This window comes from Psychrobacter sp. TB20-MNA-CIBAN-0197, from assembly GCF_040309765.1.
Taxonomy (GTDB): Bacteria; Pseudomonadota; Gammaproteobacteria; order Pseudomonadales; family Moraxellaceae; genus Psychrobacter; species Psychrobacter submarinus.
Map to the genome: position 1 here is coordinate 1 of NZ_JBEOPC010000039.1, position 24,113 is coordinate 24,113.

Consider the following 24,113-nt stretch of genomic DNA (forward strand, 5'->3'; position numbering starts at 1 on the left):
CTGAACCTGAACCTGAACCTGAACCTGAACCTGAACCTGAACCTGAACCTGAACCTGAACCTGAACCTGAACCTGAACCTGAAATTCAATCAACACATGATCAGGAACAAGGGTTCGATAACGCAGCGGTTGAGATTAGTGATTCGTCAGTAACTGCTGCTGAAAAAGAGAGTCAGGCTGCTGCCCAGCTACAGCCTAGCGCTAATCTTGAAGCTACTGAAGGCTTACAACAAACCAGCTCGCAAAATATTCAACATTCCTCTCATTTAGCAGTCGATGATCCTAGAGCATTATTGCGCTGTGCACCGCAAGAATTAGTCGGCGAGTGGACGCCTGAGAAGTGGGACTACTGGTTACAGACGGCGCGCGAAGAGGGTATTCTAGCCTCAGATGAGCTCGCTTTAGCTCGTCAAGGTATGATGACGGGTCTGTGTGATGGTCCATCTGCTTTTGTGACTAGTATTGATAGTAAGCATTTGCAAGCTACTTTTCAGCAGCTGGCGGCGACGTTGAAACAACAGTTTACGCAAGCAGATATCAGTTTAGAGATAGACGATAGTGCCCAGAAAACTGCAGACAAGACGCCTGAAAGTCGCCAGAAGTTACGACTGGAGCAAGCAGCACAAAGCGCACAAGAGCTACTATTAGCGTCGCCAGTGATGCGCTATTTGACTGAGCGCGGCGAAGGCAAAATGGGTAAGGTGAAGCTCACCTAAGTTGGAAGATACACTGATATGATTCTCATCAAGAGACAAGCTCAATAAATAAAGATAACTTAGTCAATGTGCTAAATGCTATTTTATCGATATATAGCATATTATCAAAATATGCGACTCATTAAGTGTACGCTTTAGATATATTAAAGATAGGTAAAGTTTTTTTAATTAGTTATAATGGTTAAGTTATATTAAAAATTAAAAAAGAGTTTAGGTGACAATATGTTAGATAATTTGCGCGGTATGGCTGTGTTCGCGAGTGTGGTCGAGCACGGCTCTTTTAGTGGTTCAGCTCGGGAGCTTGGGATTACCACTAGTGCCGTCAGCCAACAGATACGTTCTTTGGAAAATGAGCTGGGCGTAGTGCTACTACATCGATCTACTCGTAAGCTGAGCTTAACGGAGGCGGGCGAGAGCTTTTACGAGTCAGCAAAAGATGTCGTGAGTGCCGCTGAGCAAGGCCGTATCAAGGTCAATCAATTACGCGATGAGCTGGCTGGTAGCTTGCGTATTGCGACCACGCCTGAGCTTGGCGTGCACCATATATTGCCGGCGTTATCGACTTGGATGGCAGCTCACGATGATTTGAGTATTACCTATCTAGCAGATAACCGCTATGTGGATATGATTGATGAGCGCATCGATATCGCTGTGCGTATGAGCCCAAGTATCGATAACTCTGCGCTGAGCAGTCACCCTTTATCAGATGTGCGTCAGCTACTAGTGGCCTCACCGCAATACTTGCGTCAGCACAAAAAAATAGAGAGCCCAAAAGATTTAGCCGATCATCAGCTCATCTGTATCGATATTATGCAAGATGCAAGCTATGTTGAGCTATCAAAAACAGAAACCAGTAAAAAAACGCGTATCAAAATGGACTCGCGTATTCATACCAATAACGTTTTTATGGCACTAACTTTGGCAAAAGAGGGTCATGGTATCATCAGAATTATGGAGATGGATGTTAAGCGTGAGCTTGAAAACGGTAACTTAGTAGAAGTATTAACTGGCTATCAATTACCAAGTTTTGTACTGTACGCGGTGACCTTGAATCGCGAACAGCAGCCTGCCAAAATTACTCGCTGCTTAGAGGTATTAAAAAAGTACTTTCATGCCAGTTAATAGGCTTTGAATGGCTTATCATTTTAACTATGCCATCTCGTTTAATTAGTACGCTTATAGAGTTAAAAAGCCTTTAGAGCTATGTCATCTAAAGGCTTTTTTTTAATTCTGTTTTTTAAGGTTTCAATAAAAGCTTAGCGTTAAAGTCGCGGTTTTAATAAATTATGCAGACGCTCAACCACTTGCGTGCTTTCACAACGGCTGATGTTGAGTGGCGGCAGTAAACGAATGACATGACCGCCAGTGACGTTGATGATAAGCTGCTGCTCATCGCGAGCAAGATTAACCAGTTGACTACAATCCGTATCTTCTGGCAAAACGATACCGATCATCGTGCCGGCGCCGCGCGTGGTAACACCGTATTGCTGCAACTCACTAGCTAAGCTGTCGCGAATAAACTGACCTTCAAACACAGCGTTGTCCATTACGCCGCTATCAGATAACACCTCGTACACGCTATGGACGACGCGGCTTGCTAGCGGAGTACCGCCGTAAGTAGAGCCATGGCTGCCTGCACCGAATAAGTCTTTAGCTCGGCCACGTACCAAGCAAGCACCTACCGGAAAACCATTGCCTAAGCCTTTCGCTGTGGTTAATACGTCAGGACGCGCTTTACTGTGCTGATAAGCAAAATATTTGCCAGTACGGCCATTACCTGTTTGTACTTCGTCGAGCATAAAGAGCCAATCGTGAGCGTCACATACCGCTTGCAGCTCTTCTAGATAAGTAAAGCCGTTAGCCGCAGTATTAAGGCCGCCTTCACCTTGAATGGGCTCTACCAAGATAGCGCAAATCTCGTCATTGTCGCTAGCGGCTTGTCTGATAGCTTCGATATCACCAAACGGCAACCGGATGAAGTCCTCATCTAAAGTAAAGAAGCCTTCACGTGCCTTTGGATTAGCTGTGGCAGACAAAGATAGTAAGGTACGACCATGAAAGGAGTGTTCCATGACGATAACTTTAGGGCGTTTAAAGCCTTTATTATGTGCATAAAGTCGTGCCATTTTCAGTGCCGCTTCATTAGCCTCAGCGCCACTATTAGCAAAGAACACGCTATCCATCTGCGCCGCTGTACACAGCGCTTCACCCGCGCGCTCTTGCCAATCGATACCGAATAGGTTACTGGTATGCATCAAAGTGGCGGCTTGCTGCTGAATGGCTTCGGTGACTTTTGGGTGACAATGGCCTAAACCACAAACGGCAATACCGGTCAGCGCATCTAAATAAGGGGTATCGTCCTTTGTATAGAGCCAACTGCCTGACCCGCGCATAAAGCTTATCGGTTGACGATTATAGGTAGGCATCAGATAAGTCGCTGACATACGGACATCCTTAAAATATAAATGTGAGAGGGTAGGTTCTGGGGTGATTTGTTATAATAATGGGCTCAATTGTTAGGTGCTACCATACTGACCACAAAACGTTAGCGTTATAATTCATCAGAAAATGGAGTGGACTCAGCGGGTAAAGTGTATTCTTCACTGGCCCAAGCGCCTAAGTCAATGAGCTTACAGCGCTCACTACAAAAAGGCTTGGATTTATTATCTTGCCAAGCTGTGAGGGTGCCGCAGCGCGGGCAAGGATAGCTTTTTGGTGGGGTAGTGTCAGTCGTGTCAGTCATAAGCACAGGGCAACTTTTTAGATTTTAATAAATAACAGCCGTTATAATAGCATGTGCTTTATAAAAGACAACGCAGACTAAGGCGCAAATGCCAAAAATAGAGGCAAAAAACCTAAAGAGAAATCAAGCAAGAAATAACATAATACAGCGAACTCAAATAGCCTAAGCAAAAAAGAAATTATGAAAAATATACATCACGCACAAAGAGAAAATAATGACTAACGAAAAACATTTATCACATAAACAAAGCAGACCCTTCCAGCCTACAAAATTATCAAAACCGCGTAACTTTGTTATACCTGAGATACTAACCAACAAGCAAAAGAGTAGCCCACCTATCGTTATCGAAATCGGGGCAGGGAAGGGTATGCACGCGCTAAGCTTTGCTAAGAAAAACCCTGATAAACATTTGATTGCCATTGAACGTACGCGTAATAAGTTTGAGGCTTTCTCTAAAATAGCTGAGACGCAGCAGTTAGCAAACCTTACTCCTGTCCACGCCGACGCAATCGCTTGGATAGTGCAAGCAATAGCCCCTAACAGTATCAGTCAAATATACTTACTCTATCCCAATCCTGAGCAGCATAACCCTAATCAGCAGTGGTTAAATATGCCGTTCTTTGAGTTCTTACTATCACGCTTGCAAACCGATGGCAAGATTGTGTTAGCAACTAATATAGAGCAGTACATGGCCAATGCACAAGAGCAGGCCGGCACGCTGTGGTGTCTACCCAACACAAGAGCAGAGGTTCCGGCAAACAGTCAGCGTACGCATTTTGAGATCAAATATCTAGCTCGTAAAGAGACGTGTTGGCAGTTGACTATGGTTAAGCCTAAGGGTTATCAAACTAGGTTCGATACTTGGCAAGTGAGCTAACTTTATTAGCACAAAGGGGGCGAAAAAAGCAGAGATAGCGTCAATGGAGAGGCTGTCACACATAGATTGTAGATATAAAATAGCCTAAGCAAATAATAATAAATCTTAAAAAACCGCCCCTAAAAAAAGGGCGGTCAAAAATCTGGCTTATTTTTGCACTATAAAAATGGCTTAACCAGTTTATCAGAATCAGTATGAGCATCCAAAACCGTTAAAAAAGTATAAGCACCAATAAACTTACGGCTAATAAACATAAACTCTTTGGGTGGCAAATTAAACTCAAAAGACTGCATAGCAGTAGTAGCGGCGGCAGAGATGCGCGAGTGTAGCTTACTGTTGGACCAAATATAGCGCTGATTATCATCTAAGACTTTAGTAGGGATGTCTGGATTACTTGCCGTATCGCTAAAGGGCTCGGTAGCTAATAAAAATATATTAGCAATATCAGAGCTGACTTTTTGGCTCATGGTATCAAAGAACTCATAGCCTGTCATAGCGTTCATCATCGCTTGGTGATCATGATAATAACCCGCCTTTAATAAGCCATGAGCAATCGTTAATAGCTCATAATCGAACTGGCGAATGGCTCCAAAGTCGAGCAGTACCAGCTTATCAGGCTCATCCATGCTATCGCTAATGCGTACTAGATAATTGCCAAAGTTCGGGTCGGTTTGCATCTCGCCCCATACAAATATCTCTTGCATCATAATCTCGATAGCTGCTTGGCCTATAGCATTACGCCGCTCAGCAGATAACTCTTTTAGTCGTACAGAAGTCACTGGAACGCCGGACTCATAAGACATACATAATAAGCGCTGACTTGAGAAGTCGCGGTATATCTTAGGCACAGCATAACGCGGGTCATCTTGTAGCCGCCCATAAAAACGCTCAGTGGTCGCCGCTTCGATATTATAATCAACCTCAACGTGCAGTAGATCTCGAATCTCTTCAAACCAAGTATCTAAAGCACGAGTTTGCGGTACGGCATTACTCACTTTTAGCAAGCGTTTGAATAGCGCTAAGTCTGAGTCGATAGCATCGGCAACGCCTGGATACTGAATCTTTAATACCACCTCTTCGCCAGTCGCTTTTATGGTAGCGCGATGTACTTGGGCGAGGGAAGCGGTACCAATAGGCACTTGATCGATATCAAGCTCATTGAACTTTTCGCCTAAAGTACGGCGTAAAGTTAGCTCAATTCCTGGCCATGCTAAGGTTGCTGTATCGTCGTTTAAGGTTTGTAGCGCGCGAGTAATCTCAGGAGGTAGAATATGCTCACCATACAAAGCTAGCATCTGTCCGATCTTGACTACTGAACCCTTAAGCTTACCAAGCTCTTCTGCCACATAGTTAGCTTGTGCTTCCATAAACACTTGGTTGCGCGCCGAGCGAGCTTCTTTACCCAAAAACATGCCAGACACACTATTACCTGCCCAGCGGCGACCAATATTCAAAGAAGTCTTAGCAATAGACATCCGACGCTCAAACCCAGAGGTTTTTAGGTTATCAATTGACTGCTTATTATTAGTAGGTTTATACACATCATTTGCCATAAATATAATCATTCACTAGGTTAATAATGATTTGTGGGTGCGCCGCTATGAATGCAAGTCAAAAACCTTACGAGTGCACAAAATTGTATCACAGCAGCACAACCTTGCCGACAATAAGGGTGTGGCCACTTCCCAGCAAGCATTTATTGTTTATTTTGAGCTAGCTTTAGTCTTCGCGAGCAATCGCTTGATAACCAATATCACGGCGATAATGTGCACCCTCAAAGCTAATAGCGCCTGCGACGCTCAATGCTGCTTGTTGTGCATTTAAGATGCTATCAGCGAGCGAAGTCACACAAACAACACGACCGCCATTCGTGACAATTTCTTTATCGCTATGACTTTGAGTATTGATATTGATATCTAAATTTTCTACTTCTTTAGTAAAATCAGTCCCCGCATGAAATACTTTTACAGACTGCTGATCGTCAAGCTCAGGTAGGCCTGATATTACATCGCCTTTGGATGACGTTTCTGGATAGCCTTTTGAGGCGATAACGATACCTAGAGCAGGGCGCTCATCCCAATTCGCCTCTTTTGGTAGCTGACCTGCTAGCCCTGCTGTCACTAAATCTACTATTGATGATTGCAAGCGCATCAGGATAGGCTGCGTCTCTGGATCGCCAAAACGGCAGTTGAATTCAATGACGTAAGGGTCGCCTGCATCATCAATCATTAAACCTGCATATAAAAAACCAGTATAAGGGTGGCCAGCGGCATTCATCGCATCAACGACCGGCTGAATGACCTGCGTTATAACTTTGTTATGGACCTCATCGGTGACGACCGGTGCAGGAGAGTAAGCGCCCATACCACCAGTGTTCGGGCCGGTATCACCTTCAAAGGCACGTTTATGATCTTGGCTAGTGGCCATCGGCAAAATGTTGTCGCCATCAATCATACAAATAAAGCTGGCTTCTTCGCCTTGCAAAAATTGCTCAATAACCACGCGGCTACCGGCATCGCCAAACTTATTATCAGCTAGCATATCATCAATAGCTACATGGGCCTGCTCAGTAGTCTCAGCGACGATAACGCCTTTACCTGCGGCAAGGCCATCGGCTTTGATAACGATAGGCGCGCCTTGTTCGTCGACATAAGCTTTGGCACTGGCTGCATCCGTGAAGCCTTGGTAAGCTGCCGTCGGAATATTGTTGTTTTGCATAAACTCTTTGGCAAAGGTCTTTGAGCCCTCTAGCTGCGCGCAATAAGCAGTCGGCCCCCAAGCTTGCACGCCTGCCTTGCGGCAAGCATCGATTATACCAGTCACTAAAGGCGCCTCAGGGCCAACGATGACGATATCGATATCATTATATTGACAAAACTCTATAACGGCGCTGTGCTCATTATCAGTGTCTTTATTATCCAAAACGATATTTTGGCATTTAGGCTCCAGCGCCGTGCCTGCATTACCTGGTGCGACATAAACGGTCTCAACATTGTTATCTTTGGCACACTGCCAAGCCAATGCATGCTCACGTCCACCGGCACCTATTACCAAAACCTTCATCATACGTTTCACCTTTATATCGATTTAATCGACTATGTTGTTTATTGAATGCGTTTATTGAGTGTTGTTATTGTCAGTTCTTAATGACGATCAAGCATCATGGCTTATGTATAACTCTGCAAGCCCGCCTCATTTACTATGGCGTATTCTAACAAATAATTTGTATGAATTGTTATGAGTATAAAACCCACCGCGAACGCAAAAATAAACTCTGCTGAGCGCTAATAGTAAGTAGTGACTGGCTCATCTTTCAGTCTTGACTTTAAGCTCAGTGGTCTCATTAGCAAAGGTTATTAACGACTGCTTAATGCATGAAATAATGTTGAACGCTACAGCTGAGCGCATAGGTGCGTTACACTTCACTAAATAAGCGCTTTAATAAAGACAGTAACGTCATTACTCATTCTGAGTCGTTAGCCGTATTCAACCATACTGGCTCAAAATACATAAAACCGAAAAACACCGTGATAAACAAAATCTATAATAAGGAAAACGCTATGCCAAACTCTTTGAGTATCAGTAAAGAGGATATTAGCCAAATCAGTGACATTGCCACAAGTTATGTGCAAAAGGATAAGTCACTGGTAGAGCCGTTTATGCAAAGCTACTATCGCACTTTGCATCACGAAATCGCTGATCAGATTGACAATGTCGATCTAGCCGGCATGGCACTACACCACTTTATCTTGTTGAAGGCTTATAAAGGTGACAAACCGCAATTAAAAATACTAAACCCTATTGCCGAAGAGCAGCATTTTCATAGCTCCCATACCATCATTCAGATGGTTGCCTATGATCGCCCCTTTCTGGTGGATACTATCTTGATGAGTCTTGAGGCTCAAGGCATAAACGTACACCGCACCTACAATACGATCATAAGTGTAGAGCGCGATGACGACGGTCATATTACTCAAATCGATAGCGCCACTGAGAGCGCAACCTCGCATCTATCACTGATCCAATGCGAAATTGCTTATCAAGACGATAGCGAATTGGCGGATCTACAACAAATGCTGCTAGAGAAGGTGGATACACTAGATACGGTAGTTGGCGACTGGCAGCACATGCATGAGCGCCTAACGCAGATAAAAAACGAGCTATCAAAACAGACTTTGCCTGAGGTGTTTTACTCGCAGCAAGAGATTCAAGCCTTTTTGGATTGGATATTAGATGATAATTTTATATTTTTAGGCTACCGAGAGTATCGCTTAGAAAAAGAGGGGATGAATGAGGTTAATAATGAGGATTTGAATCTATACTCTATTGGTAACAGCGGCCTTGGCTTATTACGCGGCAGTAGTGAAGATAGCTTGTCGGAGAGTTTTAGCCAATTGCCAACAGAGCTCAAAAAGCTGCTAACAGGCCCGAGGGTACTAATGCTATCAAAATCAAGCCACGTCTCACCTGTTCATCGTCCGGTCTATATGGATTTTTTGGGTATTCATAAGTTCGATAGTCAAGGCAAACTCATTGGTGAGTACCGCTTCATCGGCCTATTGACCTCACAAGCGTATCAACTAACAGTCAACAACATTCCACTACTGCGCGAAAAAGCCAATAAAATCATGGCAATGACCTCCATTCCTAAAGACGGTCACGCCTATCATAAGATGACTCATATCATCAACACCTTACCGCGCGACGACTTGTTTCAAGCCAGCGTCGAAGAGCTGTATCCGATGGTGACAGGCATCTCACAACTGCAAGATAAAAAGAGCCTACGTCTATTTAGCCGCGTCGATCACTATCAGCGCTTTGTCTCTTGCCTAGTCTATATTCCAAGAGACAAGTTCAATACTGAGCTACGGATTAAAGTACAAAATGTGCTAAAAGAAGCTTATGGTGGCACCTCATCTGGGTTTACCACTGAGTTTAATGAATCCGATCATGCCCGCGTTCATGTGCATGTTCGCACAATCCCAGGACAAGTTAATGAGGTTAATACTAGCGATTTAGAAGCAGAGCTCACCGGATTGATGCAGTCATGGAGCGATCATTATCAAAAAATGCTACTCGATAACGTCGGTGAGCAACAAGCCAATGCGCTCATGCGCCAATTTCTAGCGTTTATACCAGCTGCTTATCAAGAGCGTTTTGATGCGCGTACCGCGGTTGAGGACACTAAACGCTTGCAGCGTCTGATCAGCATGACAGATGATGAGCCAATGATTTGGCATTTATATCAGTCTACTGGCGATGCCAGCAATCAGCTGCATCTAAAACTTTATGGCCATCAGCAGCCTGTTATTTTATCAAAGGTATTACCCGTACTAGAGAATTTTGGTGTATCGGTAGTCTCCGCTCAAACTTATGAGTTTGATCTACCTGAGCAGCCAATCTGGATGCAAGAGTATGAGCTGACGCTCGAGCATGTCGATACCGTCGATATGCGCGTAGTCCGCGATCAGTTTGAAGATAGCCTGCAGCAAATATGGACGGGGAGAGTGGAGAGCGATCCCTTTAATGAGCTCGTGCTCATTACCGAGTTAGATACCTATGATGTCGTTGTTTTACGGGCGCTTTCAAGTTACATGCGTCAGGCGAAAGCGCCATTCTCGAGCAGCTATATTCAGCAGACCGTCGTCAAATATAACGCTATCAGTGTCGCTTTAGTTAAGCTCTTTGATGCGCGTATGAATCCTAGGCACAGTGAGGACAGCCGCAAGGAAAAAACCGCGCAAATTCAGCAAAACATCCTTGAGGACTTGGCTGCAGTTGATAGATTGGATGAAGATCGCATCCTGCGTTGGTACTTAGACTTAATCAACGCTATGGTTCGTACGAACTTTTATCAGGTCGATAGCGAGGGCGGACGCAAAGATAGAGTGTCGTTCAAGTTTTTCGCGGCAGATATCCCTAATCTGCCGAAGCCGAAGCCGATGTATGAGATATTTGTCTATTCACCAAGAGTCGAGGCGGTACATCTACGCGGCGGTAAAGTTGCCCGCGGCGGTCTACGTTGGTCGGATCGCATGGAGGATTTTCGTACTGAAGTGCTTGGACTGGTCAAAGCCCAAATGGTCAAAAACGCAGTTATCGTACCAGTAGGCTCGAAAGGCGGCTTTATCGTTAAGACCAAAACGATGGCAGATGGCCGCGAAGCTTTTCAAGCTGAGGGTATCGCTTGCTACCAGACCTTTTTGCGCGGGATGTTAGACGTCACTGATAACATCGTTGATGGGCAAATTGTCCCGCCAGCCAATACTGTTCGTCATGATGACGATGATCCGTATTTAGTAGTGGCGGCTGATAAAGGTACCGCCAGCTTCTCTGATATCGCCAACGCGCTATCTAGCGAATATAACTTTTGGCTTGATGATGCTTTTGCTTCAGGCGGCTCAGTCGGTTACGATCACAAGGCAATGGGCATTACGGCACGCGGCGGCTGGGAGTCGGTCAAACGCCACTTCCGTATGCTAGGTCAAGACATCCAAAACCGCGACGACTTTACGGTAGTTGGTATCGGTGATATGAGTGGTGACGTCTTCGGTAACGGTATGCTGCAATCAAAACATACTAAGCTTGTCGCCGCCTTTAACCACTTGCATATCTTTGTCGATCCAAGCCCTGATCCCCAAAGCTCTTATGCCGAGCGAGAGCGTTTATTTAATACGCCGCGCTCGACTTGGGATGACTACGACAAGTCGCTCATAAGTGCCGGCGGCGGGGTGTTTGCGCGTACCGATAAAACCATCGCCATCACCCCTGAGATGAAAGCGATATTCGCTATTGAAGACGATAGCTTAGCGCCTAATGACTTTATCAGTGCCTTACTACGAGCACCAGTCGATCTCATTTGGAACGGCGGTATCGGCACTTATGTCAAAAGCGCTAATGAGAGTCATGCCGATGTCGGCGACCGCGCTAATGATGCCGTGCGAGTCGATGGCGGAGAGCTGCGCGCTGCAGTAGTCGGTGAAGGCGGTAACTTAGGCTTCACTCAGCAAGGACGTATCGAATACGCGCAGACGGGCGGGCGCATCTATACTGACGCTATCGACAACTCAGGCGGCGTCAACTGCTCGGATCATGAAGTGAATATCAAAATCTTGCTCGGTAAAGTGGTTGAGCAAGGCGATATGACCTTAAAGCAGCGCAACGAGCTGTTAGAGTCGATGACTGATACCGTAGCGCAGTTGGTATTGCGTCAAAACTATCTTCAGCCACAAGCGCTTGAGCTCAGTCAAATACGCGCCGCTGATAATCTGAGTGATCATCAACGCTTCATTCAGCTGTTAGAGTCTGAAGGTCGTCTTGATAGAGCGATTGAATATCTACCCTCTGATGAAGAGATTGCCAAACGGCAAAAAGTCAATACCGGTCTGACCAATCCTGAACTAGCAGTGGTTATGGCTTATGGCAAAATGTGGGTCTATGATCATCTGCTATTATCGGACTTGCCTGATGCGCCATATTTCGTCAATGAGTTGCGTAAGTACTTCCCTGATGAGCTGGTCGGACGTTTCTTCGATGAGATGACAGAGCATCGTCTAAACCGCGAGATTATCAGCACTTATCTGACCAACAGCGTGGTCAATCGTTTGGGTATCGAGGCACTGTTCCGTCTCTTCGAAGAAACAGGGCAGACGCTCGCCACTATCATTCGTGCTTATGCGATTACTCGTGAAGTGTTCGAGGTAAAAACAGTATGGCAACTGCTTGAATCGCTTGATAATAAAGTCGATGCCAAGCTGTTATTAAAGCTTGAGCTGCGCTTACGTGATGCCTTAGAGGGCGGCGTAGTGTGGTTTATCAATGCCTTTGGACAAGATCTGCAAGTGGCTGATATGATCGAGCGTTTTGGCAATAGCGTCGCACAGCTCACCAAATCAAACGGCTTTATTGAGCAGCAGTTTGCTCAGTATCTACAAGACGATACGGAAAGCCTCACCGCTGATGGCCTTGAGGACAATGATGCGGCGTTATTTGCTATCTTGCCTTATCATGTTGATGCCTTAGATACTGCCTTACTCGCTGAAAAATATGAGCGTTCAGTAGAAGATATCGCATCCTTGTACTTTGAAGCTTATCAAGTGCTACAGTTTGATTGGATGATGGATCATATCGCCACTCTGCCGCAGCAAGACTACTGGGATCGCCGTGCCCGCCACGCGCTCGTCAATGAGCTGACACGTAGTTTGCGTCTGCTTATGAATGCGCTGTTGTCAGAGCCTGATGCCAAAGGCGCTTTTGACGAGTGGATGTCACGTCATGAGAATGCACTCAGCGCTGTCACAACTGAGATGCAAAAGCTAGATAACAATGATAGCGTTATTAGTCTGTCCACGCTGTCAGTGCTGATGAGCGAGCTGAGCAGTCTAGTCAGTAAATAAACAATCAAATCATCAATGGTATAGAAAAAAGCCACCGCTTATGAGCGGTGGCTTTTTAATAAATAGTGTTTGGTTATTTAACGAGAACTACAACCAGATGCTTATAAAGAGATAAAAATCAGCATCGTTGCTATCGCAGCTACTACAAAAACTGTGACCGGTAGCAAATGGCGAGGTTTCGTTATTGGCGATATTGGTCTAGACACCTGAGCAATTTTGTTAATAACCATAGCCATTTTATTCTCTTTTTTATTAGGAGCTTGCAATATGATAACAGCCTTGGCCAGTAATTTGGCTAAAACCGCCGGATAGTTTTTTGACTTGAATCTGCGTCAAAATCCTTTCTTTTAGCGCTTGTACATGAGAGATGACGCCGATCAACTTGCCTTCTTGTTGCAAGCTTGTTAGCGTATCTAGCGCAATGTCAAGCGACTCTTCATCTAGCGTACCAAAACCTTCATCCAAAAACAATGAATCGACGCGGATATTCTGACTGGCCATCTTCGATAGACCTAAGGCTAGAGCAAGACTGATAATAAAGCCTTCTCCGCCTGAGAGATTCTTGGTACTGCGAATCTCGCCACCTTGATAGTTGTCTATTACATTGAGCTCAAGCGGACTGTTATCATCACGCGCCAGCAAATAACGATCACTCATCTTGTGTAGTTGGGTGTTGGCGTGATTGACCATAATATCAAAGGTCAGGCCCTGCGCGAACGCCCGGAACTTTTTACCGCTACTCGAGCCTATCAGCTCATTTAACTGACGCCAAACTTGTAGATTCTTTTTTTGCTCAGCGATGGCTTTGAGCTGGGATTGCTGACTGCCTTTTTTATCTTCGTTATCTTTGAGCTTTTGCGTCATCGCGCCGATCGACTCTATTAGTCGATTAGACTCGCTTTGTGCTTGCTGCTGCTCATCTAACAGACTGTCTTTTCTCTTTAAGGTGAGCGGATTATCTTGTTTGTCTGCAAGTGCTTGTTCGGTCTGCTGCAGTAGGGATTTTGCTTGCTTTAACTGATAGTCGATTTGCTGCTGCTGCTCGCTTAAGTGGCTGCGCTCATGCTGCGATAGGCGCGCGCTGACAAAGTCCGTCTCAATAGCAAAGTCAGAGCTCGCTAGCGCCTCTTGAAAGATGTCTTCTTGATCCTCTAAGGTGTTTTTTGCAGCCAACAACTCACTTGAAAGTCGTGTCTGCTGCTGCTTGGCTATTTGCAATAGCTGCTGAGCACTATCGATGTGCCTTTGTACCGAGGACTGCGCGGTTTTGGCTTGTTCAAAGTCTAAACGTAACCGATCTTCCTCTGCATCGACATTTTTATCAGCAAATAGGGTTTGTCTGTCTTGCTGTAATTCGGCGATAGCTTTTATCTGCTCGGCAATAGACTGGCTTAAATCGTCAAGCTCAGTGCTCTCTTTATCTAACTGTGATTGTTTGGTCTCAATCTGAGTAGTTAAGCGACTCAGCTCAGTCGTTAGGGTTTGCTGCCGCTGCTTTTCTTGATTGTATTTCTGTTTTAACTCCAGCATATGAGTGCGATGCTGACGCAGAACCGCTAACTGCTGCTCGATCTGTACATTATTTAATACGGTTTGCTCATCGATACTCGATCGTAACAGCTGAATCTCAAGGCCTGTTTGCTGAGTTTGCTCAGACGCCCAGTGACTAGCAGTGTATTTATTAATAATACTGATCACATCCGCGATAAGTGTTTGTAGCTCGGTAAAATGAGCTTTAGTATTGTCTTGCAAGCCATCAAGCCTTTGCTGATTGAGCTTATTATCATTATCGAGCAAGCTGATTTCGCTTGCCAGCTGATACTGCTGTTTCTCAAAAAGCGCTAATTCTTTTTCAACCTTCGCTATGGAGTCGTTCAGAATCTCGTAATCGGTTACAGACTTTTTTACTCTCTCTTTATATTCAAGCAATTGCTGTTTGGCTTGATGGCATAGCTCAGTGATCGTATTAATGAGTTCAGCGTTTACCGTTTTAGAATGTAGACTCTGTTTCAGCGTTTCAATAAGCGGACTAATCTCATTAAGCGCTTCGATGTTAGTTAACATGGCATGACTATAGTTTTCATTGTCAGTCGTTATGCTATTGCTCATCTCTTGAATATCGCCGCTAAGCTTAGTGGCTTGAGCAATCAAGGCTACTATATGCCGTTGCTCCTCCTTCGACTGATTGGTCGTAGTCGCGAAGGCAATTTTATACTGTGACAGCTCACTCTCTAAATCTTCTATTACTGAGTTACTGTCGGTGAGCTGCTGCTCAGTGATTGAAATTTGTGAAGGCCCATCTGCCGTTGTACGATTCGCATTCGGATGTTCTAAAGCGCCACAAAGCGGGCAGGGCTGACCGTTTTCTAACTCATCAATGTAGTGCTCAAGGCTCGCAACTTTTTGGAGTAGCGTCAACTGCGTCTGCTTTTCTAGGCGCTTATCCTTGGCTACTTTAATCGCTTCTTCAGTATCAGCGATGGATGCTTTGAGAGTCGCTAAGGTGTCACTGATACTAGGCTGCGATGATTGCAGGTTTTTGATTTGAGAGGTGAGCGTGCTTAGCTGCTGATTGCTATATAGCAGTGGCTCAATTTGACTGATGATATGTTCAATCTGCTGCTGTTCAGCTCGCTGATCCGCCAATGATGTGGTCGCAAGCACTTGCTGCTGTTGCTGTAGTAACTCATTAAATTGTTTTTGAGTCGCTGCAATTGAGGTCTCTTGCGCCTCTTGCTGTGATATAAGCTTGGCTTTGTCTAGCTGGTACTGCTGGGTTTGCTCCGCTAGAGCCTTTTTTTGCTCCGCTAGAGTCATATTGTCTTGCAGTAACGTTTTAAGCCTGCGACCGCTATTCTCAAAAGTGGCTATGTCAGTATCGATATCATTAAGCTCGCTATGCGTCTCTAGATACTCTACCGTACTCGCCAGCTGCGACTCACTTTGCGCAGCTAGGGTTTGATGCGATGTTATGTCTTGCGTTAAGCGCTGCACATTAGCGGATAGCGACTCTTGACGTTGGCGGCTATCATTTAGACTATAGCTGTGCTGCTTGATACTTGCATCCAGCTCGCGGGTTTTAGCGATTTTAGGCAAGCCCTCTTGTAGTGCTTGTTGGGCCTGCTTATAGTTTTGATCAATGCTGTCAAGCTGAGTTTGCAGTTGCTGTAAGTCAGACTGTTGCGTAGGTAGTTTTGCTGCTACTGTTTGCTGCTCGTCGGACAAGCGCTGCACAGTGTCACGACTGCGACTGAGTTGACCGAACTGACTCTCTAACTCCAGCGCTTTTATCGCAGCCTCTAAGCGCTTCGCATCAGAGGTGAAGTCTTGTTTTGCTTGTTCAGCTTGAGTTAAGTCGCTTTGGTAAGCGGCAAGCCTGCCTTGCAGCTCGTCAACCGCCTCTAACCACTGAATCTGCTCACTTATTTGCTGATACTGTTGTTGCTGTTTGGCTTGTGCTGCTTGATACGTTGTTAACTCCTCATAAATGTGCGCTTCTTCTTCAGTAGTCAATAAAATCAAGCCATCCAAGCCATACTGTAGTTTGCTTAAAACCTCTTCCTCAGAGCGCTTCTTTTCAAAGACATGAGTCGATATCGTCGCGTAAATATCCGTGCCTGTAATCTTTTCTAAAATATCGGCGCGCGCGTCCGCTTTGGCCTTTAAGAAAGCGGAAAAACTGCCTTGCGCGAGCAAAATGGAGCGCGTGAACTGCTCAAAATCCATGCGCGTAAGCGCTACGATCTTCTCTTTAGTACGTGATAGCTTACTCTCTAAAATCTCATCGTCACTATTCTCATTGTCAGTTTGAGTATTAACCAAGGCTATCTCGTGAGTTGCGTCCTGCAAATTACCATCAGGCTTACCATAAGCGCGGCGCTGACCCCAGCGGCAGCGGTATTGGACACCATTGAGATCAATGACTACCTCGGCAAAGCACTCTGCTGTTTGCCGAGTCATCACCTCATTACTGCTTTTACTAATGCTATTAATCCTTGGCGTTTCGCCATAAAGCGCTAAACAAATCGCATCTAAAATCGTGGTTTTGCCCGCACCGGTCTGTCCGGTGATGGCAAAGATGCCTTCGTTAATAAAAGCAGAATCAGCGAAATCGATGTGCCATTCGCCTTTGAGTGAGTTGAGGTTTTTGAGTCGCAGTTCGATGAGGCGCATGAGCAAGTCTTATGATTTGGATGGTTCAAAATTTTAAAATATGGATGATGTTTTTTAGAAATTTAGCTATTTATTCAGCCCGACTATCATCATGATAAATCGTATGCAAGATTTGCTGATAAGCGTCTAATAATGATTCTTTTTGCTCCTCTGGCACGTCATTAACCGTAAGGCAGCGCTCAAACACATCTTGCTCATTTAGGTCTTGCAGCGTCTCAGTGCTTTGTTCTTGATTCAGCACTTTATTATAAGTGCGTGTATTTCTTATCTTTAATACTTCACAAGACAACCCTTCTATCATAGCAGCGACTTCTTCACGCAGCTCAGTGACAATGTCCTCACCATCATAAATAATCTCAAGCCATATCGACTCCGTTGGGTTTAAGTCTTTGATGGTATTAGCAATAGTGGCCAAATCGCCTGATATTTGCGCGAGTTTTTGAAAGCAAGGAATAGCTAGCGAGACGACTTGCATATGACTGTTGTCATCTGAATATAGGACTTTATAATCATTAGGTGGGGATTGGTTTGCATTTATTTCATTATTTTCTGATGAAATAGGAGCATCTTCTTTATTGTCCGTAATGTCTGTATCCTCAAAACCAAAAAGATCATCGGCAAACAAATCATGGTTAAGTGTGGACGCTTTTTTAGTGACTTTTTGAACCGGTTCTACTGTGACCTCTGCTAACAAATGAGTTGGTTCTTGTGTTTGCGGCTCTATAATAGATCTATCCAACCCTGCGCCAAACTGCACGAGTAGCACTTGCTTTTGCTGACGGGCTTCACCAAAGCCCATGGCGATAGGCGAGCCTGAATAGCGAATATGCTCTTGTCCGCCAACGCGCTGCGGCACATGCAAATGCCCAAGCGCGACATAATCGAAGCTCTCATCGAACATCTCAGCTGATATTTGACCGAGGTTACCGACATAAAGATCGCGGACGCCATCATCTTCAGTGGTTTTGCTACCAGCTGCGAATAGATGACCGGTTGCGATGATAGGAATATGGCGCTGATGTCTCTCGCACAATGATTGTTGTGCGGCTTTGGCTAAGCTTGCGACCTCATCGTAGTGCGCGCGAATGCCTTTAACAACATTAGTATCTTTGCTATCAGCTGACTCGCCAGCACTGCTGCTACGCACATCACGATCGCGCAGATAGGGCACGGCGGCAATGATGCAATGCGGATTACCGTCGTTATCATCTAATATTAACACCTCATCGTTTAAGTCCTCACAAGCAGTGCCGATGACATGCACGTTTAAGAATTTGAGCACTTGGCTTGGCGCATCGAGAAAGGTTGGGGAGTCGTGATTGCCGGCGACGATGACAATATGCTCACAGCATAAAGTTGAGACTTTGCCCAAAAATTCATAATACAGAGCTTGCGCCCGATTGCTTGGCGTCATGGTGTCAAAGATATCACCGGCAACGATAAGCACATCGACATTTTGCGCGCTGATGGTCGTCTCAAGCCAAGCTAGAAAAGCTTCAAACTCTTCATAACGCATTCGCCCATACAGTCTGCGCCCCAAATGCCAGTCTGAGGTATGCAGGATTGTAAGCGGCTTAACGGGGTTTTTAACAATATCAGCTGCGGACATAGGTAGGCTTAATAGCAATAAATAAAAAGGGTTTTATTCTAGCAAGAATTGCTGAGGTTTGCTGTGCTTGAATGATTAGAAGGGTCTAATATGAACTAAAATAACCGTCTATTAAGACTGAGAGAATTAGGAAAACGAAAAAGCCACCTTAATAAATGATTAAAGTGGCTCCGTTCAATAATGACAATAAAGTGATTATCCAATAACCAACTGCTCTAAACTATCCTCTTTTGACTCAGAAAGAGTAGCAATCATCGATAACGCATGAGCTTGTTGGTCAACAGCTTGACCCTTAGCTTGACCCTTTGGTGTTGTTGCTGTCCCGCCACGCAGCCAATTACTTTCAGTATTAGCTAGACTTTGCTCATGCTGCTGCAGATGTAGATTGTACCAAGCTAAATCATGATGCAGCGCCACTACATCACCCATAATGAGTAAGGCAGGCGTTGGCAACTGCGCTTGTTCTTGTCGCTCTACGATACTAGCCAGTGTACCGGTCAGCACTTGCTGATTAGGCATACTAGCGTTGGAGACGATAGCGATAGGCGTCTCACTGCTACGGCCTGCCTCGATTAAACCTTCAGTCAAACGCTCTAGCGAATGCAAGCCCATATAGAAGACCACCGTCTCATTGGTATCGAGCAGATTCTCAAACTTTTCATTAGGCACACCAGCCTTTAAAAACCCTGTGACAAAACGCACCGACTGAGAATGATCGCGGTGGGTGAGTGGAATACCGGCGTAGCTCGCGGCAGCATTAGCAGCAGTGATACCTGGTACCACTTGATAAGGCACACCGTGCGCGCGCAGGCTCTCAATCTCTTCACCGCCGCGTCCAAATATAAACGGATCGCCGCCTTTGAGACGCACGACTCGGCGACCTTCTTTAGCCTCGTTGATTAACAACTCATTGATACCCAATTGCGCGACCGCGTGATTACTACGTTTTTTGCCAACATAGACTTTGTCCGCATCACGGCGGCACAAATCTAATACTTGCGGGGAGACAAGCGCATCATAAAAGACGATATCGGCTTGCTGCATGAGACGTAGCGCTTTAAAGGTTAATAATTCCGGATCGCCTGGGCCTGCGCCTACGATATAGACTTCGCCAACAGGATTTTCGCCTTTATTGCTGATATCTGAATCTGTATCTTGATTGTCTAAGTTTGCTGCAGAGTTTGTGACCACTTCTGTATCATCGCTATGTTGATTGGCAATCTTTGTAGCAGTCTCAGCTAAGTCTTTTTGCAATTGCGCAGTCGCCTCAGTTTCGTTGCCGGCAAAGATGAGCTCACTGACCTTACCTTCAAAGGCGCGCTCCCAAAACTGACGACGACCCGTAAGCGTTGGGATTTTATTTTTGACCTCGCTACGAAACTCGCCTGCCAGTTTTGCCAATTTACCATAACCTTGCGGGATCAGCGTCTCAAGTCGTGCCCGCAGTAAACGCGCCAGCACGGGCGCTTTACCATTCGATGAGATACCAATAACAATCGGATTGCGATCAACGATCGCGGGAAAAATAAAATCACATAAATGCGGAGTGTCAACGACGTTGACCGGAATATTGAGCGCGGTTGCATCGGCATGAATTTGATGGTTCAACGCCTCATCATCAGTGCCAGCGATGATAACGCGCGCGCCTTGCATGTACTTTTTATTATAATTTTCATAAATAAGAGTATGCTTCTCATCACTTAATAACGCGTGCAGCTCATCACAGATACTAGGGGCAACAATAGTAATAGCAGCACCGGCACGGCTAAGCAAATCCGCCTTTCGCAGTGCCACATCGCCGCCACCCACGATCAATACTTTGCGGTTATCGAGTTTAAAGAATAAGGGAAAGGTATTCATAGGAGCACCAAAGATTATGCAAATTTATGTATGGCGTCATTATGAAGTATCGCGCGCGCTATCTCACCTAATGGATTGGCATTAGTATAGTTATATTTTTCATAAGAATAGCGATTTTTGTTTAATATAGGAATGAGTGAGGCGAGTTCTTTACGTATTTAAAGTTAAGCAAACATACCCTAACATCGATATTCGTTTAACTGTGTTAGCATATTTTCAATAAATCAATAATCAAAGCGCAAACATGCTCTCGCCAGGCTTTATCGAAACGCCAATGACTGACGGTATCGATGATGAGCGTTTAGATCGTATCCCTGCTCAGCGTGCTGGCAAGCCAGAAGAGATCGCTGCATTGGCAGTATTCTTAGCGTCCGATGACTCAAACTACATGCACGGTGCTAATGTCTTTATGGATGGCGGCTGGGTGCTTGGCCGTAAATAGCAATTCCTCTTTTTAGCAGTTATAGATAAAACAAATAGATAAACCAAAAAAAAGCCCTCTCAAAGTGAGAGGGCTTTTTGATTTTTACAAATTATAGATGAGTACTAAAACCTACAGCTGGGTGTGTAGTCCGCACTCGCGGTGCTCTTCAACCTTAGTCGGATCAAAATAATCAAACTCGTTAGGCAAGTTGTGCTCATCTAAGTACTTATCTAGATCACTATCGGTTTTTTCAAACAGCGGCGCAACTTTTAGCACACCGTCTTTTGAGAGGCTGAGAACATCGAGACCTTGGCGGAATTCGGTTTGGTCTTTGCGGATAGCGTTGAACCAAACGTCAGGCTTTAGCTCATCAAGGGCGCGGCGAAACGGCTCAAGTTTGACTTGCTCAGTAAATTTGTCGTGTAGCTCGTCATTGACGCCTGGGATACCACCCAGAGTGACGTCACGGTGGGCTGCCGTCTGCTTAGGAATATAAGTAATGACGTTTAGGTCTAAGTCGTTGATCACTTTATTAGCGAAACGATAAGTGGCATCGGTGTTGTAGCCTGAATCTACCCATAATACGGTGATGTCAGGGCGCAGTGAAGCGACTAAGTGCAAAATGGCAGACTCATAAGGGCGAAAGTTAGTGGTGATAATAGGGTTTTTGGCTTGCGATAGCGCCCACTCAACGATCTCTTCAGGCGATTTGCCTTGCAAGTCTTTATTAGCTTGGTCGATGTCTAGGTTTGGATGTAGTTGGCTCATGGTTATGTCCTTAAATTAGAAAATTAATGTGATTGTTAAATAGAAAAGTAAAAACTAAGCGCCTGCAAACATAGGTAGTGCGGAGGCATCACGGCCCCCATAACTACTGGCAAGCGCGGTAAAGGCCTGTTCGATATGAAACTTGGAGTCCGGATGTACATCATGTTCGCTCAGTACAAAGCTATCGACGCCGACGCGCAAAAGATAAGCGATTTGGTCACGGCCAAACTCGCCTGCGACCCGAATCTCTTTTTTGTAGCCCAATTGACGTAAGGTTTGTACAAAGCTAAAGGCGCGACCATCAGCAAACTTGGGCACATGAATGACAATCAGCGTTTGCTTCAATAACAGCTCGCTAAGTTTGCTTAGGACATCGGCATCAGTATCGGCAGTAATCCACACGCCAAGATGACTGCTGTGCTGAACGATAAGCTCATACACCTCGTTCATCAGCCCGCCTGCAAGCGCGCCTTCAGTATTCAGCAGATCGGCTAGCGGCACGATAACCTCAGGCTTTTCTTGCCGGTGTAGCAGCTCAAGCAAAGTGATCTCACTCAAAGCAATACCGCCGGGTAGAGTATCAGTGCTTAGTGCCAGCCAGTTATCTTGCGCGCTAATATCACCGCCTTGACTATCTAAGATATGATGATTAGCCATAGACCTTCTCCTTAAACGGATCAATACCGACGCGCTCTACCAATTCGCCAAAGCTTTCGACATCGTTATCCGTGGTTGCGCGTAGATCGACATAGACATCAACGATCTGTTGAATGGTGTCCGCCACCGCTTCGGTTGGGACAGAGCGGCCAAGTATTTTGCCAAGTTTGGCGTCGTTACTTGAGTTACCGCCAAGGCTAATCTGATACCAGTTCTCGCCCTTTTTATCGACACCGAGAATGCCGATATCGCCAGTATGATGATGCGCACAGGCATTGATACAGCCCGACATATTGAGTCGAATATCACCCAAGTCATACAAGTAGTCCAGATCGCTAAACTGCTTCTCGATTTGCTCGGCGATGTTATGCGTCGTGGCATTAGCGAGCGAGCAGTAATCCCAACCGGGACAGACGATCATGTCGGTTAAGGTATTAATATTAGGACGCGCTAAGTGCAGATCTGATAATTGCTGCCACAGCTCGTATAGCTTATTGGTTTCGATATCAGCAAAAACCAGGTTCTGCTGATAGGTACTACGCAGCTCGCCAAAACTGTACTCATCTGCAAGATCGGCTAGCGCATCCATTTGTGAGTCGGTGACGTCGCCTGAAGGCACGTATTTACCGTCAACCAGTCCTGCTTTTAAGGAGATGACCACCGCGCGGTAACCTGCAATTTTATGCGCGACGGTGTTTTGCTGATACCAATTGGCAAAGTCTTTATTGTCCGCAAGCTGCTGCTGCAGCTCAGACTGCACTTGTAGCCCATCAAATGTCTTGTAATCAGGTTCGCTAAAATAACTGGTAGCCGTCGCAAAATTGTCATCAGTTAAGGTGAGCGGGCCATCTTTGGTATTCGCTTCCCACTCGGCATCAACGAGCTTAGCAAACTCGCGCCCGCCCAAAGTATCGACCAAGATTTTGATGCGAGATCTATACTTGCTACCTTTGTCACGGCGACCATGCAAGTTATAGACCCGTAAAATAGCATCTAAATAGCTGAGCAGATGTTGGCGCGGCAGAAACTCATTAATGACTTTACCCAGTACAGGGATACGACCAAGACCGCCGCCCACTAGCACCTCAAAGCCAAGCTCGCCGGCGTCATTTTTCTTAACATGAAGGCCAACATCGTGGACTTGCGTGGCTGCGCGATCGGTCTCTGTACCGATAACCGCAATCTTAAATTTACGCGGCAAAAAGGCAAATTCGGGATGAAAGGTTGACCACTGACGAATAATCTCACAGTAAGGACGCGGATCGGCGATCTCAGCCTGATGAATACCAGCATAAGGGTCAGTGGTGGTATTACGAATACAGTTGCCAGAAGTTTGGATGGCGTGCATCTGCACGGAGGCCAGCTCCGCTAGGATATCAGGAACCTCTTCTAATTTTGGCCAGTTGAGCTGAATATTGGTACGCGTGGTAAAGTGCCCGTAGCCTTTATCGTATTTACGGGTAATCTCGGCAAGTTTACGCAGCTGATAGCTGGCAAGTAGGCCATAAGGGATAGCAATCCGTAGCATCGGCGCATAGCGCTGAATGTAGAGACCGTTTTGCAGTCGTAGCGGTAGATACTGATCCTCTGGCAGCTCGCCTGCCAAAAAGCGTTCGGTCTGATCGCGGAACTGCGCGACGCGTTCTTCTACCAGCGTTTGATCGGCGTAGTTATATTTATACATGACGTAATCTCAATAGTGATTTGCGTGTGTAATAATTCTAGGGTGTGCTTTGGCACTAATCTAGAGCGTGCTTCGGCGCTAATCTAGGGTGTGCTTCGGCACTGAGCTGTTCAAAAATGGGCTTAAAGCAATATAGGCTGACATCATATAACTGTACGCGGATAAATATAAATTCCTATAAGTTATATCCATATCCAAAGTCAGCA

General features: G+C 45.5%; 14 protein-coding genes and 1 pseudogene. 5 read left to right on the forward strand and 10 right to left on the reverse strand.

The window, feature by feature from the left end; all coding sequences use genetic code 11:
• Both AAEY83_RS11390 and AAEY83_RS11395 read left to right on the forward strand, forming a co-directional pair.
• Positions 1-716 (forward strand): annotated as a pseudogene (locus AAEY83_RS11390) (DNA polymerase III subunit gamma/tau); the annotation flags it as partial.
• Positions 717-938: 222 nt separating this feature from the next.
• Positions 939-1,838: a LysR family transcriptional regulator gene (locus tag AAEY83_RS11395; protein ID WP_025644284.1), complete on the forward strand. Its 900-nt coding sequence runs from the start codon at positions 939-941 to the stop codon at positions 1,836-1,838.
• A gap of 140 nt (positions 1,839-1,978) precedes the next feature.
• Here the strand turns inward: AAEY83_RS11395 and AAEY83_RS11400 are convergent, their stop codons facing one another.
• Positions 1,979-3,160 carry an aspartate aminotransferase family protein gene (locus AAEY83_RS11400; RefSeq protein ID WP_025644286.1) on the reverse strand — a complete coding sequence of 394 codons (1,182 nt, stop codon included), beginning with the start codon at positions 3,158-3,160 and terminating at the stop codon, positions 1,979-1,981.
• Between the two features lie 107 nt (positions 3,161-3,267).
• On the reverse strand, positions 3,268-3,459 hold the full coding sequence (locus AAEY83_RS11405) for a DNA gyrase inhibitor YacG (RefSeq protein ID WP_025644288.1): 192 nt from the start codon (positions 3,457-3,459) through the stop codon (positions 3,268-3,270).
• Between the two features lie 214 nt (positions 3,460-3,673).
• Between AAEY83_RS11405 and AAEY83_RS11410 the strand changes: the two genes are divergently transcribed.
• Complete coding sequence (locus AAEY83_RS11410; protein ID WP_025644290.1) at positions 3,674-4,336, forward strand: class I SAM-dependent methyltransferase; 663 nt, start codon at positions 3,674-3,676, stop codon at positions 4,334-4,336.
• A gap of 158 nt (positions 4,337-4,494) precedes the next feature.
• Here the strand turns inward: AAEY83_RS11410 and AAEY83_RS11415 are convergent, their stop codons facing one another.
• Together AAEY83_RS11415 and purD are read right to left on the reverse strand one after the other, a co-directional pair.
• Positions 4,495-5,889, reverse strand: coding sequence for an ABC1 kinase family protein (locus AAEY83_RS11415; protein WP_025644292.1), 1,395 nt, complete (start codon positions 5,887-5,889; stop codon positions 4,495-4,497).
• Positions 5,890-6,055: 166 nt separating this feature from the next.
• On the reverse strand, positions 6,056-7,399 hold the full coding sequence (gene purD, locus AAEY83_RS11420) for a phosphoribosylamine--glycine ligase (protein WP_025644294.1): 1,344 nt from the start codon (positions 7,397-7,399) through the stop codon (positions 6,056-6,058).
• 497 nt (positions 7,400-7,896) lie between these two features.
• Here purD and AAEY83_RS11425 point away from each other — a divergent pair, with 497 nt between their 5' ends.
• Complete coding sequence (locus tag AAEY83_RS11425; protein WP_025644296.1) at positions 7,897-12,732, forward strand: NAD-glutamate dehydrogenase; 4,836 nt, start codon at positions 7,897-7,899, stop codon at positions 12,730-12,732.
• Between the two features lie 252 nt (positions 12,733-12,984).
• On the opposite strand, the gene AAEY83_RS11430 is transcribed toward AAEY83_RS11425, so the two are convergent.
• The 3 genes from AAEY83_RS11430 to cysG form a co-directional block, all read right to left on the reverse strand.
• Positions 12,985-16,905: an AAA family ATPase gene (locus AAEY83_RS11430; protein ID WP_025644297.1), complete on the reverse strand. Its 3,921-nt coding sequence runs from the start codon at positions 16,903-16,905 to the stop codon at positions 12,985-12,987.
• A 70-nt stretch (positions 16,906-16,975) separates the two neighbouring features.
• Entirely contained in the window at positions 16,976-18,514 is a 1,539-nt protein-coding gene (locus tag AAEY83_RS11435) for an exonuclease SbcCD subunit D C-terminal domain-containing protein (RefSeq protein WP_025644298.1), read from the reverse strand.
• A 195-nt stretch (positions 18,515-18,709) separates the two neighbouring features.
• On the reverse strand, positions 18,710-20,374 hold the full coding sequence (cysG, locus tag AAEY83_RS11440) for a siroheme synthase CysG (RefSeq protein WP_025644299.1): 1,665 nt from the start codon (positions 20,372-20,374) through the stop codon (positions 18,710-18,712).
• A gap of 244 nt (positions 20,375-20,618) precedes the next feature.
• On the opposite strand from cysG, the gene AAEY83_RS11445 reads away from it, so the two are divergent.
• Positions 20,619-20,816, forward strand: a complete 198-nt coding sequence (locus tag AAEY83_RS11445; protein ID WP_025644300.1) for an SDR family oxidoreductase — start codon at positions 20,619-20,621, stop codon at positions 20,814-20,816.
• 111 nt (positions 20,817-20,927) lie between these two features.
• Here the strand turns inward: AAEY83_RS11445 and AAEY83_RS11450 are convergent, their stop codons facing one another.
• Genes AAEY83_RS11450 through AAEY83_RS11460 form a run of 3 tightly spaced genes read right to left on the reverse strand, consistent with a single transcriptional unit; the run spans position 20,928 to position 23,907 of the window.
• The gene (locus AAEY83_RS11450; protein WP_025644301.1) at positions 20,928-21,566 is read right to left on the reverse strand and encodes a phosphoadenosine phosphosulfate reductase domain-containing protein; all 639 of its coding nucleotides are present in this window, start codon (positions 21,564-21,566) and stop codon (positions 20,928-20,930) included.
• A 54-nt stretch (positions 21,567-21,620) separates the two neighbouring features.
• Positions 21,621-22,223, reverse strand: coding sequence for a DUF934 domain-containing protein (locus AAEY83_RS11455; RefSeq protein ID WP_025644302.1), 603 nt, complete (start codon positions 22,221-22,223; stop codon positions 21,621-21,623).
• A complete protein-coding gene (locus tag AAEY83_RS11460; protein WP_025644304.1) occupies positions 22,216-23,907 on the reverse strand; it encodes a nitrite/sulfite reductase in 1,692 nt (563 codons plus the stop codon). The genes AAEY83_RS11455 and AAEY83_RS11460 overlap by 8 nt, the downstream gene beginning before the upstream one ends.
• Between the last annotated feature and the right edge of the window lie 206 nt (positions 23,908-24,113).

Coding starts and splice junctions, on each gene's coding strand:
- AAEY83_RS11415 (WP_025644292.1), bottom strand. CDS start 5,889: ATGGCAAATGATGTGTATAAACCTACTAATAATAAGCAGTCAATTGAT.
- AAEY83_RS11455 (WP_025644302.1), bottom strand. CDS start 22,223: ATGGCTAATCATCATATCTTAGATAGTCAAGGCGGTGATATTAGCGCG.
- AAEY83_RS11400 (WP_025644286.1), bottom strand. CDS start 3,160: ATGTCAGCGACTTATCTGATGCCTACCTATAATCGTCAACCGATAAGC.
- purD (WP_025644294.1), bottom strand. CDS start 7,399: ATGAAGGTTTTGGTAATAGGTGCCGGTGGACGTGAGCATGCATTGGCT.
- AAEY83_RS11460 (WP_025644304.1), bottom strand. CDS start 23,907: ATGTATAAATATAACTACGCCGATCAAACGCTGGTAGAAGAACGCGTC.
- AAEY83_RS11435 (WP_025644298.1), bottom strand. CDS start 18,514: ATGTCCGCAGCTGATATTGTTAAAAACCCCGTTAAGCCGCTTACAATC.
- AAEY83_RS11425 (WP_025644296.1), top strand. CDS start 7,897: ATGCCAAACTCTTTGAGTATCAGTAAAGAGGATATTAGCCAAATCAGT.
- AAEY83_RS11395 (WP_025644284.1), top strand. CDS start 939: ATGTTAGATAATTTGCGCGGTATGGCTGTGTTCGCGAGTGTGGTCGAG.
- AAEY83_RS11410 (WP_025644290.1), top strand. CDS start 3,674: ATGACTAACGAAAAACATTTATCACATAAACAAAGCAGACCCTTCCAG.
- AAEY83_RS11430 (WP_025644297.1), bottom strand. CDS start 16,905: ATGCGCCTCATCGAACTGCGACTCAAAAACCTCAACTCACTCAAAGGC.
- AAEY83_RS11445 (WP_025644300.1), top strand. CDS start 20,619: ATGCTCTCGCCAGGCTTTATCGAAACGCCAATGACTGACGGTATCGAT.
- cysG (WP_025644299.1), bottom strand. CDS start 20,374: ATGAATACCTTTCCCTTATTCTTTAAACTCGATAACCGCAAAGTATTG.
- AAEY83_RS11405 (WP_025644288.1), bottom strand. CDS start 3,459: ATGACTGACACGACTGACACTACCCCACCAAAAAGCTATCCTTGCCCG.
- AAEY83_RS11450 (WP_025644301.1), bottom strand. CDS start 21,566: ATGAGCCAACTACATCCAAACCTAGACATCGACCAAGCTAATAAAGAC.